Source organism: Niveispirillum fermenti (genome assembly GCF_048066175.1).
In the GTDB taxonomy this organism is placed as follows: domain Bacteria; phylum Pseudomonadota; class Alphaproteobacteria; order Azospirillales; family Azospirillaceae; genus Niveispirillum; species Niveispirillum fermenti.
In genome coordinates, this window is record NZ_JBLTXA010000012.1 from 22,999 (window position 1) to 35,302 (window position 12,304).

16 protein-coding genes are annotated in these 12,304 nt (G+C 64.0%); 13 read left to right on the forward strand and 3 right to left on the reverse strand.

Annotated features, from left to right (window positions below):
• Nucleotides 1-15 precede the first annotated feature (15 nt).
• A complete protein-coding gene (locus ACM9LZ_RS13770; RefSeq protein WP_416620055.1) occupies nucleotides 16-273 on the reverse strand; it encodes a hypothetical protein in 258 nt (85 codons plus the stop codon).
• Nucleotides 270-785 carry an EndoU domain-containing protein gene (locus tag ACM9LZ_RS13775; RefSeq protein ID WP_416620056.1) on the reverse strand — a complete coding sequence of 172 codons (516 nt, stop codon included), beginning with the start codon at nucleotides 783-785 and terminating at the stop codon, nucleotides 270-272. Before ACM9LZ_RS13775 ends, ACM9LZ_RS13770 begins: the two co-directional genes overlap by 4 nt.
• A 108-nt stretch (nucleotides 786-893) precedes the next feature.
• On the opposite strand from ACM9LZ_RS13775, the gene ACM9LZ_RS13780 reads away from it, so the two are divergent.
• The 6 genes from ACM9LZ_RS13780 (at nucleotide 894) to ACM9LZ_RS13805 (ending at nucleotide 4,559) form a co-directional block, all read left to right on the forward strand.
• Nucleotides 894-1,523 (forward strand): SCO family protein, encoded by a 630-nt coding sequence (locus ACM9LZ_RS13780; protein ID WP_416620057.1) that lies wholly within the window; start codon nucleotides 894-896, stop codon nucleotides 1,521-1,523.
• 347 nt (nucleotides 1,524-1,870) lie between these two features.
• Nucleotides 1,871-2,233 (forward strand): AtpZ/AtpI family protein, encoded by a 363-nt coding sequence (locus tag ACM9LZ_RS13785; RefSeq protein ID WP_416620058.1) that lies wholly within the window; start codon nucleotides 1,871-1,873, stop codon nucleotides 2,231-2,233.
• 7 nt (nucleotides 2,234-2,240) lie between these two features.
• Nucleotides 2,241-2,984 (forward strand): F0F1 ATP synthase subunit A, encoded by a 744-nt coding sequence (locus tag ACM9LZ_RS13790; RefSeq protein ID WP_416620059.1) that lies wholly within the window; start codon nucleotides 2,241-2,243, stop codon nucleotides 2,982-2,984.
• A 63-nt stretch (nucleotides 2,985-3,047) separates the two neighbouring features.
• Entirely contained in the window at nucleotides 3,048-3,272 is a 225-nt protein-coding gene (locus ACM9LZ_RS13795) for a F0F1 ATP synthase subunit C (RefSeq protein ID WP_416620060.1), read from the forward strand.
• Between the two features lie 202 nt (nucleotides 3,273-3,474).
• Nucleotides 3,475-4,077 (forward strand): F0F1 ATP synthase subunit B family protein, encoded by a 603-nt coding sequence (locus ACM9LZ_RS13800; RefSeq protein ID WP_416620061.1) that lies wholly within the window; start codon nucleotides 3,475-3,477, stop codon nucleotides 4,075-4,077.
• On the forward strand, nucleotides 4,077-4,559 hold the full coding sequence (locus tag ACM9LZ_RS13805; protein WP_416620062.1) for a F0F1 ATP synthase subunit B family protein: 483 nt from the start codon (nucleotides 4,077-4,079) through the stop codon (nucleotides 4,557-4,559). The genes ACM9LZ_RS13800 and ACM9LZ_RS13805 overlap by 1 nt, the downstream gene beginning before the upstream one ends.
• A 138-nt stretch (nucleotides 4,560-4,697) precedes the next feature.
• On the opposite strand, the gene tldD is transcribed toward ACM9LZ_RS13805, so the two are convergent.
• A complete protein-coding gene (gene tldD / locus ACM9LZ_RS13810) occupies nucleotides 4,698-6,134 on the reverse strand; it encodes a metalloprotease TldD (RefSeq protein ID WP_416620063.1) in 1,437 nt (478 codons plus the stop codon).
• Between the two features lie 410 nt (nucleotides 6,135-6,544).
• Here tldD and coxB point away from each other — a divergent pair, with 410 nt between their 5' ends.
• The 7 genes from coxB to ACM9LZ_RS13845 all read left to right on the forward strand — a co-directional run bounded on the left by coxB (nucleotide 6,545) and on the right by ACM9LZ_RS13845 (nucleotide 12,301).
• Nucleotides 6,545-7,396, forward strand: a complete 852-nt coding sequence (gene coxB, locus ACM9LZ_RS13815; protein ID WP_416620064.1) for a cytochrome c oxidase subunit II — start codon at nucleotides 6,545-6,547, stop codon at nucleotides 7,394-7,396.
• Between the two features lie 24 nt (nucleotides 7,397-7,420).
• On the forward strand, nucleotides 7,421-9,034 hold the full coding sequence (ctaD, locus tag ACM9LZ_RS13820; RefSeq protein ID WP_416620065.1) for a cytochrome c oxidase subunit I: 1,614 nt from the start codon (nucleotides 7,421-7,423) through the stop codon (nucleotides 9,032-9,034).
• 130 nt (nucleotides 9,035-9,164) lie between these two features.
• On the forward strand, nucleotides 9,165-10,070 hold the full coding sequence (gene cyoE, locus ACM9LZ_RS13825) for a heme o synthase (RefSeq protein ID WP_416620066.1): 906 nt from the start codon (nucleotides 9,165-9,167) through the stop codon (nucleotides 10,068-10,070).
• A gap of 19 nt (nucleotides 10,071-10,089) precedes the next feature.
• On the forward strand, nucleotides 10,090-10,260 hold the full coding sequence (locus ACM9LZ_RS13830; RefSeq protein ID WP_416620067.1) for a hypothetical protein: 171 nt from the start codon (nucleotides 10,090-10,092) through the stop codon (nucleotides 10,258-10,260).
• Nucleotides 10,257-10,967: a cytochrome c oxidase assembly protein gene (locus ACM9LZ_RS13835; RefSeq protein ID WP_416620068.1), complete on the forward strand. Its 711-nt coding sequence runs from the start codon at nucleotides 10,257-10,259 to the stop codon at nucleotides 10,965-10,967. The genes ACM9LZ_RS13830 and ACM9LZ_RS13835 overlap by 4 nt, the downstream gene beginning before the upstream one ends.
• Nucleotides 10,968-11,030: 63 nt before the next feature.
• Nucleotides 11,031-11,900: a cytochrome c oxidase subunit 3 gene (locus tag ACM9LZ_RS13840; protein WP_416620069.1), complete on the forward strand. Its 870-nt coding sequence runs from the start codon at nucleotides 11,031-11,033 to the stop codon at nucleotides 11,898-11,900.
• A 17-nt stretch (nucleotides 11,901-11,917) separates the two neighbouring features.
• Complete coding sequence (locus ACM9LZ_RS13845) at nucleotides 11,918-12,301, forward strand: DUF983 domain-containing protein (protein ID WP_416620070.1); 384 nt, start codon at nucleotides 11,918-11,920, stop codon at nucleotides 12,299-12,301.
• The last annotated feature ends 3 nt before the right edge of the window (nucleotides 12,302-12,304 follow it).

The following is a 12,304-nucleotide window of genomic DNA, read 5'->3' on the forward strand; positions in this document are numbered from 1 at the left end:
TACCCCCCTTGCTGCTCAACCCCCGCCGGCCGCATCCGTCAGCGCGGGCAGGGCCAGCGCCGCCGGCACCAGGACCGGCGGCCAATCCTCCTCCATCAGGTTTTCCAGCAACAGGCCCCCATCGGTGATGCTGGCGGCGTAAAGGTTGCCCAGCCGGCGCTGCGGCCGCGCGCCGCCCTGCAATCCCTCCAGGAATGTGGTGATGCCGGCCGTGTCGCCGCCCATGTCGGTCAGCAGCCAGTCGGCCAGCCATTCGGCCGGGTCATGTGTCATGGGCAGGTTTCCCCTGTCAGCGGAAAGGCGGTGTTGATACGTCCGTCCTTCAGTTCCCCGAACCGGATGACCAGGCGCTGCCCCTGGGGGCCGCGGCAATAGCCGGGCGTCGTCCCGTCAGGCGCGGCGCAACCCAGCCGGCCCCAGGGGCGCGCCGCGCCGAAACTGTTGCGCACGGCATGCAGGATGGACTTTTCGATATCCGCCGCCGTGCAATGGTCCGGGTAGAAGGTAGAGAATTTGGTCTTGCCGTTGCTGAACTCCACCCGCGCGCCATAGGTGCCGTCCGGCGCCCCGCCTTCCGGCCGGATGGCCTTCACCGGGGCCGTGCCGGCGATGGCACGGGCATGCAGGCCGACGACGTCACCATTGCCCTTGATCTCGCCACACAGCACATGGCGCATGTTGATGGCGGGTTCCGTCCGGCTCCACCGGAAATCGGCATCGCGGCAATCGGGCCCGTCGGCCAGGGCCGGAAAGGCGGCACCGCAGGATGCTGCCAGCGCCAGCAATGGCCCCAAAATCCGCCCTTGCCGCATCATCCGCCCCTATGCTGTTGCCGTTCCATGGTCTAAGGGAGAACTGTAGCAGTTCGGCGGCAAGCAAGCAGGGGAAACGCGATGAAGCGGGATCGTTTGGCGCGCATGGGGCTGGCGGTGATGGTCGGCCTGGTCATGGCGGCCGTTATCGCCTGGATGACCATCCGCCATGACCAGCGTCAGGCCGCAGGCACGGGTCTGGCCGTGGCGCCCGCCAGCATCGGCGGCGCCTTCACCCTGACCAGCCATGACGGGCGCACGGTCAAGGATACGGATTTCGACGGCAAATACCGGCTCATCTTTTTCGGCTATACCTATTGTCCCGACATCTGCCCGACCGAGTTGCAAACCGTGGCGCAGGCCATGGACCTGCTGGGGGCGGAGGCATCGGAGGTCCAGCCGCTGTTCATCACCATTGATCCCGCGCGCGACACGCAGGCGGTGCTGGCCGAATATGTCAGGCTGTTCCACCCGTCCATCATCGGCCTGACAGGCAGTGACGCGCAGATCGCCGACGTGGCCAAGGCCTATCGTGTTTACTACGCCCGCTCCCAGGGGGCCGAATATCCCGACGCCTATCTGATGGATCATTCGACCTTCGTTTATCTGATGGCGCCGGACGGCGGCTTCGTGACCGTGCTGGCCAAGGGTACGACGGCGGAGCAGATGGTGGAGGCGATCCACGCCCACAAGCGCTCCCGTCAGGGCTAAGCAGGTTTCGCCAGGCCGGGCCACATCCGCTCCGGCCTGGGGGACCCTGCTTAGCTCATAGGTTTGCCTATTCGTCGAGCCCATCCATGTGCGGGCGGCGTTCGGAAAATCTGCCTGGGCTCTGTAACGCGGGTGCGGCCGCTACCTGCATTTTCGGCGACAAAATGGCCAAATACGGTGCATCCGGCATGCCGCGCTGCGGCATCGGTCCTATGCGCGGCGTGTAAATCAATATTTATCAGATACTTAGGTCGGGGTGCTCCACCCTTGACAGGGGTGGGGCCTGACCGTATGGTGCGCCCGCTTTCGCACGGTATTCACCAATCTGGCGGAAGGGAGCCCGCGTCGTGAGCAATGATCACCCGCCCCCCTCGCTGGATGAACTCGAAACCCGCCTGCGCGAGGCGCGCCGCGCCGCTGGCCTGGAACCGCCGCCCGACCCCATTGCGGGGCAGGGGGGGGGCGACCGGTCGAGCAGTGATCTGGCCGCCGGTCTGCGCATAGGGGTCGAACTGGTGGCCGGTGTCGTCTTCGGGCTCGCGCTCGGTTATGGCATCGATCGCTGGCTGGATACCAAGCCCTGGGGGATGATCATCATGGTCCTTCTGGGTGCGATCGCCGGATTTATGAATGTGTATCGCCTGGCCAACCGTCAGGGATATGCCGCTGGGTTCGACAAGTCCCGGGATAGCCGGGACGGTGGGGAGTGAGGGCATCGTGGCTGGTCCGTTGGAGCAATTCGAGATCAAGCGCCTGGTCAGCCTGCCGGTTGGCAATCTTGATCTGTCCTTCACCAATTCCGCCCTGTGGATGGTGCTCGCCGTGATCGGTGCGACCTTCCTGCTGGTCTATGGCATGCGGGGTCGCGCCCTGGTACCGGGCCGCCTGCAATCCGTGGCCGAGCTTCTGTACGAGTTCGTGGCGGAAATGGTGCGCGACAATGCGGGGCCGCAGGCGCGCAAGTATTTTCCGCTGATCTTCACCCTGTTCATCTTCGTGCTGTTCGGCAATGTGCTGGGGTTGATCCCCTGGTCTTTCACCTTCACCAGCCACATCATCGTGACCTTCGTGATGGCGCTGTTCGTGTTCGTGATCGTGACCATCATCGCCTTTGCCAAGCATGGGCTGCACTTCTTCCACTTCTTCCTGCCGCATGGCACGCCGCTGTGGCTGGCGCCGCTGATCGTTCCCATCGAACTGATCTCCTATTTCGTGCGCCCCATCAGCCTGTCCATCCGACTGTTCGCCAACATGCTGGCCGGCCACACCATGATGAAGGTCTTCGCGGGCTTCACGGTGTCCATGGTTGCGGCTGGTGGTGGTCTGGCTGCGGTCGGCATGCTGCCGGTTCTCCTGAATGTCGCTCTGTTCGCCCTGGAGTTCCTGGTCGCCGGCATTCAGGCCTACATCTTCGCGCTGCTGAGCTGCGTGTATCTGCGTGACGCGCTGGAGATGCACTAAGCATCCTCCGGCTGTCCAACCCGTCTTATCCAAGAGACACTTCCAACCTAGAGGAACTTCAAAATGGAAGCTGAAGCCGCAAAGTTCATCGGTGCTGGTCTGGCCATGCTCGCTCTGCTGGGCGTCGGCATCGGTCTGGGCAATCTGTTCTCCGGCCTGTATCAGGCCGCCGCCCGTAACCCGGCCGCTCTGAACTCCTACAAGACCTTCGTCTTCATCGGTTTCGCGCTGACGGAAGCGACCGGTCTGTTCGCGCTGGTTATCGCCTTCCTGATCCTGTTCGCCTGATCGGCGGACGGTTTCTCACCGGCCCTTTACCGGGCCGGGGCTTCAGCGCCGGAATTGCCGCCGCTGCCGGTTCGTCATGATCCGACAGCGGCGGTCGCTCTATCGGGACGGTGTTCCGCCCGTGATGGCGCTGTTGGGATTTGGGCGTGACCGCCGGGCCCTTTGTGTGGTGCCGGCAGGTCAGCAGTGAATGGGTGCTTCTATGCCTGTCCAACGCTTTACGCGCCTGTGCGCCGGTGCCGCCATGGCGCTGACCACGGCCATCGTCCTGGCGGGACCCGTCCTGGCCGCCGAGGGTGAGCATGCCAAGGGCCTGCCGCAGTTGAATCCGGCCAGCTTCGCCTCCCAGGTCTTCTGGCTGGTGGTGACGTTCGGTCTGTTGCTGTGGCTGATGTCGAAGGTGGCGCTGCCGCGCGTCGCCGAGGTGCTGGAAGCCCGCCAGGAAAAGATTTCGAACGATCTTGAAAAGGCTGCGGCACTCAAGGCGGAAGCCGAGGGCGTTATGCAGGCCTATGAGAAGGCCCTGGCCGAAGCCCGCGCCAATGCCCAGAAGGGTGTGGCCGCCGCCGTTGCCGCTGCCGACGCCGATGCCGCCCGCCGCAGCGGGGAATTGGCGACCAGCCTTGCCGAACGCACCCGCGACGCGGAGGAGCGTATCCGGGTCGCCAAGCAGGCCGCCCTGGGCAATCTGCGCACTGTTGCCGCTGATGCCGCGCTGGAGGCGACCACCAAGCTGTCCGGCGCCCAGGTTTCCGCGGACATCGCCGCGGCCGCCGTTGATGCCGTATTGAAGGAGCGCGTGTGATGTTGCAGGACAGCAACTTCTGGTACGCCGTCGCCTTCCTGATCTTCATCCTGGGCGTGGCAAAGCTGGCCGGCCGTTCCATCCTGTCCGGGTTGGACGAGCGCGGCCGCCGGATCGCCGCCGAACTGGAACAGGCACAGAAGCTGCGCGAGGATGCGCAGGCTGCCCTGGCCCAGTTCCAGCGCAAGCAGCGTGACGCCCTGAAGGAGGCGGAAGCCATCGTGGCCCAGGCCCGTGAGGAGGCCGCCCGCATCAGCACCCAGGCCGCCACCGACCTGGAAGCCGCCCTGAAGCGCCGTGAACAGCAAGCCATGGACAAGATCGCCCAGGCTGAAGCCCAGGCGGTGCAGCAGGTCCGTGATCTGGCTGTCGATATCGCGGTCCATGCGACAGAAAAGCTGCTGGTCGAGAATATCGACGAGGTCCGTGGCAATCTGTTGGTGGAAAGCGCCATCAAGGAACTGCCGGCCAAGCTGCACTGAGCTTTGACCGTCCTTTCCTGCTTTGCAAAAAGGCCCGCCGATCACTCGGCGGGCCTTTTTGTCTTAAAGCCTGTCTGCTCTGGTCCGCTCATCGGCGGGACGGCTCTCCGGATCAGCCATCCCGCTTCCATCTTCCCCTTACGCTGCCTTCGTGCCGCCGACGGTCAATCCGTCGATGCGCAGGGTCGGCTGGCCGACGCCGACGGGCACACCCTGGCCGGCCTTGCCGCAAACACCGATACCGGAATCCATGGCGCTGTCATTGCCGATCATGGTGACCTTCGTCAGCGAGTCAGGGCCATTGCCGATCAGCGTTGCCCCCTTTACGGCGGCGCCCAGCTTGCCATCCTCGATCAGATACGCTTCGCTGGCGGAGAAGACGAACTTTCCGGACACGATATCCACCTGGCCGCCCGAGAAATTGGCGGCATAGATGCCCCGTTTCACGGAAGCGATGATTTCTGCCGGGTCCTTGTCTCCCCCCCGCATGACGGTGTTGGTCATGCGTGGCATGGGCATATGGGCATAGCCCTGTCGCCGGCCGTTGCCCGTGGGGCGGACACCCATCAGCCGGGCGTTCAGGCGATCCTGCATATATCCCTTCAGGATGCCATCCTCGATCAGCACGGTGCATTGGCTGGGCGTGCCTTCATCGTCGATGGTGATCGATCCCCGGCGGCCATCGATGCTGCCATCATCGACCACGGTCACGCCCGGCGCGGCGACGCGCTGGCCCAGCAGGCCGGAAAAGGCCGAGGTCTGCTTGCGGTTGAAGTCGCCCTCAAGCCCATGTCCGATGGCCTCATGCAGAAGGATGCCGCACCAGCCCGACCCCAGGACCACGGGCATCTCGCCGGCCGGCGCGTCGATGGACGCGAGATTGATCAGCGCGCCGCGCAAGGCCTCGTCAACATGGGCCTGCCAGACGGACGGCTCCAGAAACTGCTCGTAGGTGCGGCGGCCCCCGGCGCCATGGCTGCCGGTTTCCATGCGGTCACCCTCGCCCACGACGACGGACACGTTCAGCCGGACCAGTGGCCGGACATCGGCCACCCGTGTGCCGTCGGCGCGGATGATCTGCACCGCCTGCCATTCGCCCGTCAGGGAGGCGGAAACCTGCCGCACCCGGCTGTCCCTGGAACGGGCATAGGCGTCGATCTTCTCCAGCAGGCTCACCTTCGCCCCGAACGGCACAAGGTCCAGCGGGTTGCTGCTGGCGTAAAGCAGGCGGTTCGTGCCGATGGGGGCCTCCGCCATGATGCCGCCATGCCCGGCATGGACGGCCCGCACCGTATCACCGGCACGACGGATCGCATCTTCCGTCAGGACGGAGGAATGGGCATAGCCCGTGGCCTCGTCAGCCACGGCGCGCAGGCCGAATCCCTGGCTGGTGTCGAAGGAAGCGCTCTTCAGCCGGCCATCATCCCAGGCGAAGCTCTCACTCTGTGCATACTCCATGAACAGTTCGCCATCGTCGGCGCCATGCAACGCACCCTCCACCAGGACCGTGGTGCGGGCACGGTCCAGGCCGGCCTGACTGAAGAAGATATCGTCGGTTTGGGACAGCAGCGACATGGGGGACCGGGCTTTCCAGAATCGGGATGGGTTCTCGATGATGAGAATGGCGATGCCGGGCCCCGGCGGCAAGCCCGCAGCCCGTCGCCATGCGCTGGATCAAGCAAGGGGGGCCTGCGACGCATTGCCCGGGGCCGCCCTGGGGCTGCGGATACCGGACATCCTTGCCGTATGTGGGTGCTGCCTGTATGGTCTGCGACGATATGTGCGCCCCGTTGTGGTGGCGCATATGTTGTTCGTGAGCCCTGCGCGCGTGTAGTGTCCCGCCGAAACGGTTTGTTCCGTTCCGGGTCTGCGCCACACCGCGACGTTCCTGCCCACCGCCATTGGCGGGTGGTGAGGGGGATGGGCGGGCGGTCCGGCTGGCTGGAAGCGGGGGATCAACCCCGGCAACGACGAGAGTGTAAGGGATGTCTGTAAGCAAGATCGGCGCCGCTGTGACGGCCCTGTTTGTCAGCGCGATGGCCGGGGGCACGGCCTTGGCGCAGGAGGCGGCCCGGGCCATCGGGGCGCCTGTGCCCAAGCAGTTGGGCTTGCAGGAGGCGGCGTCGCCCGTGATGGAGCGGCTGCACGATTTCCACAACCTCCTGCTGTGGACCATCGTCGCCATCGCCGTGTTCGTCACGCTGCTGCTGCTGTACGTGATGATTCGCTTCAACAAGCGTGCCAACCCGGTGCCGTCGACCACGACGCATCACACCTGGCTGGAAGTGGCCTGGACCGGTATCCCTGTCCTGATCCTGCTGTTCATCGCCGTTCCGTCCTTCCGCGTCCTCTATTACATGGACAAGGCGCCGAATCCGGAGCTGACGGTGAAGATCACCGGGCACCAGTGGTACTGGAGCTTCGAGTATCCGGATCATGAGGGCTTGTTCTTCGAGTCGCGGATGATCCCCGAGGATGAGATCCAGCCCGGCCAGCTTCGTCTGCTGGAGGTTGATCAGCGCGTGATCGTGCCCGTGGGTGTCGATGTCCGCGTCCTGGTCACCGGTGCCGACGTGATCCATTCCTTCGCCATTCCGGCGTTGGGTGTGAAGAAGGATGCCGTGCCGGGTCGCCTCAACGAGACCTGGTTCAATGTCACCCGCGAGGGTGTCTATTACGGACAGTGCTCCGAGATCTGCGGCACCGGCCATGGCTATATGCCGATTGCCGTGGAAGCCGTGTCGAAGGAGCGCTTCCAGCAGTGGCTGGGCCAGCAGCAGGCCCTCAACAATAATGGCTCTGCGCCGCGTCAGGTCGCCGAAGCGGCCGCTCAGTAACGCTTCGGAAGAGAGGTAGATACCATGGGTGCTGTCACCGGGGCGCACGCCCACGATCATCACGATCACAAGCCGGGCTTCGTCGCCCGATGGTTTTTCTCGACGAACCACAAGGATATCGGCACGCTCTATATGTACTTTGCGGTGCTGGCGGGCCTGATCGGTGGCCTGTTCTCCGTGATCATGCGCCTTGAGCTGCAGGATCCGGGCATCCAGTACATGACGGCGTTTTCGGCCGATGCCGGCCAGCAGTGGAACGTGTTCATCACGGCCCACGGCCTGATCATGGTGTTCTTCGTCGTGATGCCGGCCCTGATCGGCGGCTTCGGCAACTGGTTCGTGCCGCTGATGGTCGGTGCGCCGGACATGGCATTCCCGCGCCTGAACAATATCAGCTTCTGGCTGATCGTTCCGGCCTTCCTGCTGCTGCTGGGCTCCGCCTTCGTGGGGCCCGGCGCCGGTACGGGCTGGACTGTCTATCCGCCGCTGTCGAGCCATGAATATGGCCATAGCGGACCATCGGTCGATATGGCGATCTTCGCCCTTCATCTGGCGGGTGCGTCGTCGATCCTGGGTGCCGTGAACTTCATCACCACCATCTTCAACATGCGCGCCCCGGGCATGACGCTGCACAAGATGCCGCTGTTCGTGTGGGCGATGCTTGTCACGGCCTTCCTGCTGCTGCTGTCGGTGCCCGTGCTGGGCGGCGCCATCACCATGCTGCTGACCGACCGCAATTTCGGCACGGATTTCTTCAATCCGGCCGGTGGCGGTGATCCGATCCTGTTCCAGCACCTGTTCTGGTTCTTCGGACACCCCGAAGTGTACATCATGATCCTGCCGGCCTTCGGCATCGTCTCCCACATCATCTCCACCTTCTCCAAGAAGCCGGTTTTCGGTTACCTGGGCATGGCCTATGCCATGGTCGCCATCGGCGTGGTCGGCTTCATCGTGTGGGCCCACCACATGTTCACGGTCGGCCTGTCGGTTGATACCCGCGCCTATTTCACGGCTGCCACGATGATCATCGCGGTGCCGACGGGCGTGAAGATCTTCTCATGGATCGCCACGATGTGGGGCGGGTCGATCGAATTCAAGGTGCCCATGGTCTGGGCAATCGGCTTCGTGTTCCTGTTCACCGTCGGCGGTGTGACGGGTGTCGTGCTGGCCAATGGCGGCATGGATATCGCGATGCACGACACCTATTACGTGGTGGCGCACTTCCACTATGTGCTGTCGCTGGGCGCCGTGTTCGCCATCTTCGCCGGCTACTATTACTGGATCGGCAAGATTTCGGGCCGTCAGCACCCGGCCTGGGCGGGACACCTGCATTTCTGGACGACCTTCATCGGCGTCAACCTGCTGTTCTTCCCGCAGCACTTCCTGGGGCTGGCCGGCATGGCGCGGCGCATGCCCGACTATCCGGATGCCTATCACTTCTGGAACATGGTCTCGTCCTACGGCGCCTACATCGCCTTTGCGTCGACCATCTTCTTCTGCGTGATGGCCATCTACACGATCCTCTTCGGCCGCCGCGTCGAAGGTGATTACTGGCAGACGGGTGGCACGACGCTGGAATGGACGCTGTCGTCCCCGCCGCCGTTCCACCAGTTCGAGACCCTGCCGCGCATCAAGTAAGGTCCGGACCGGGTTCCCTCCGGGGGACCCGACCCGAGTCATGGCCCGGACCGCGCGAGGGGCGACCCCCGCGCGGTTTTGCCAAGAATCAGAGTTCAGTTCCCTTAAGGTGTTTGAAGAGACCAGGATTATGACCGACGGTGTGATCGACACGCAGATCATGGACAGCCCGGCAACGGCCGGCACCGTAAGCGACTATGTGGCGCTGCTGAAACCGCGCGTCATGTCGCTGGTGGTCTTCTCCGGTTTCGCCGGCATGGTCGTGGCCCCGGGTTCGCTGCATCCCGTGCTGACCTTGGTCGCGGTGCTTTGCATTGCTTTGGCGTCCGGTGCGGCCGGCGCCATCAACATGTGGTACGACCGTGATATCGATGCGCTGATGGATCGCACGGCCAACCGTCCCATTCCGCAGGGGCGTGTGCCCGCGTCGGAGGCACTGGCCTTCGGCATCATCCTGACCATCGCCTCCGTGGCCCTGATGGGGCTGGCGCTCAACTGGGTTGCCGCAGGGCTGCTGGCCCTGGCATCGGCTTTCTATATCTTCATCTATACGATGTGGCTGAAGCGCCGGACGCCGCAGAACATCGTCATCGGCGGTGCCGCCGGGGCCTTTCCCCCGATGATCGGCTGGGCCGCGGTGACGGGTGACGTGTCGCTCGCCTCGATCGTGCTGTTCGCATTGATCTTCTTCTGGACCCCGCCGCATTTTTGGGCGCTGGCCATTTTCCGCCGGCTGGACTACCAGCACGCGGGCGTGCCGATGCTGCCCGTCGTCGCCGGGGAGGCGGAAACCAAGAAGCAGATGCTGATCTATACGCTGATCCTGCTGCCCCTGGCGGTGGTGCCCTATTTCCTGGGGATCGGTGGCCTGATCTATCTTATCGGATCGATGATCCTGGGCCTGGCCTTCGTGGGGTTGGCGATCCAGGTGTTGCGTAGCCGCGACCATAAGCCGGCCAGGCGCATGTTCACCTTTTCCATCCTCTATCTCTTCCTGTTGTTCGCGATCCTGATCGGCGAACATCTGGTGGCCTGACATGCAGGGAGCAACGGCCATGACCGAACCGCAGCAGAGCCAGCCCGTGCGTCGCCGCCATGGCGGCGATACCGAGGTCCATCGCCGTCAACGCGGCAAGAATCTGGCCGTCCTGGCGGCACTGGTGGCTTTCGTCGTCATCGTCTACGTCGTTGCCATGGTGCGCATGAGCGGGGGGACCTTCCCATGAGCGATCCCGTTCAAGGGGCGCCAACCCCGCCCGTGGTGGATGTCTCCCGCCGCAACCGGCGCATGGCCGGCGGCTTGACATTGCTGGTGGCCGGCATGGTCGGTCTGTCGTTCGCCGCGGTGCCGTTGTACGATCTGTTCTGCCGCGTCACTGGTTTCGGTGGCACCACGCAGGTGGCGCAGGAAGTGCCCGACCACATCCTGGAGCGCACCGTGACCGTGCGCTTCAACGGTGATGTGAACAATTCGATCAACTGGGCCTTCCGGCCGGAGACGACGGCCGTTGATGTGCATCTGGGCGAGGCGATGACCGTCGCCTATACGGCGCGCAATGATGAGAGCCGGCCCGTCATCGGCACAGCCACCTACAATGTCACGCCGGACAAGGCGGGGCGCTATTTCAACAAGCTGCAATGCTTCTGCTTTACCGAGCAGCGGCTGGAGCCCGGACAGTCGATCGAGATGCCGGTTTATTTCTATGTCGATCCCGCCATGGCGGACGATCCGGACATGGCCGACGTCAAGACGATCACACTGTCCTATACGTTCTTCCGTGCCGCGGATCAGAGTGCCGCGCTGCCGCCCACCCAGGGGGAGGGTGCGGCAGCCGGCGCACTGGACGCAGCGGGGGGGAAGGATTACCAAGGGTATGCTCAAGGTTCGGACAGCAAACCGCACCCTGGCGCCGCCCCCACGGACGGGTCGTAAGGCCCGAACCCGTTCTACCGCTTGAAAAGACCCAAAGTTCCTTGGTTTGAGGGAAAAAGAGAGATGGCTGACGTCAACGCCCACAGTGCTGGCGGCAATACCGGGGACGGCATTCCGCAGCCCTATCACCTGGTCAACCCGAGCCCCTGGCCGCTTCTCAGCTCCTTTGCCGCCGGCCTGCTGGCCGTGGGCGCGGTCATGCAGTTTCATGACCATGGCTGGTATCTGCTGGCTGCTGGCCTGACGGCCGTCCTGGCCTGCATGTTCGGCTGGTGGCGCGATATCGTGAAGGAGTCGGTGGTCGAAAAGGCCCATACGCCCATCGTGAAGATCGGCCTGCGTTATGGCATGTCGCTGTTCATCGCCTCGGAGGTGATGTTCTTCGCGGCCTTCTTCTGGGCCTTCTTTGACGCCTCCCTGTTCTATGGCGAAGCCATCCAGTATGGCCGCGTGGAAGCCACGGGCGGCGTGTGGCCGCCGGCCGGCATCGTGCCCTTCAACCCGTTCGACCTGCCGCTGCTGATGACTGTCATCCTGCTGCTGTCCGGCACGACGGTGACCTGGGCCCATCATGCCATGGTGGAAGGCAAGATGGACGAGGCCGCAAAGGCGCTGGGTATCACGGTGCTGCTGGGGATCGTGTTCTCCGGTTTCCAGATGTACGAATACAGCCACGCCGCGTTCGGGTTCGGCGAGAATGTCTATTCGTCCGCCTTTTTCATGGCCACGGGCTTTCATGGTTTCCACGTCTTCGTGGGCACCATCTTCCTGGCCGTCTGCTACTTCCGTACCAAGAAGGGCCATTTCACGGCCAAGAGCCATTTCGGTTTCGAGGCGGCTGCTTGGTACTGGCACTTCGTTGACGTGGTCTGGCTGTTCCTGTTCATCTCCATCTACTGGTGGGGTGCTGGCGGCCGTTGGGTCGCGCACTGATCGGGACACGCGCTTCCGTGACGGAGACGCCATCCTCCCTGCTCGGCGTGGGTTTGCGGTGCCGCTGCCCACGCTGCGGCCAGGGCGCCCTTTACGAGGGCTTCATGCGGGTCGTCGATCGCTGTTCGGTGTGTGGCCTGGAACTGGCCGCCAACGACAGCGGGGACGGCCCGGCGGTTTTTCTGATCTTTCTGCTGGGCTTCACCATCGTGCCGGCCGCACTCCTGGTGTCGCTGCGCGTGGATTGGCCCCTGTGGCTGCATGTGCTGATCTGGGGGCCGGTCATCATCGGTGCCACGGTTGGCCTGATGCGGCCGGCCAAGGCCCTGACCATCGCCTTGCAGTACCGTTATCGCCGCGACCAGTTCGACAGGGAACCGGGCGGCGGGGATGAGGGGTGATCC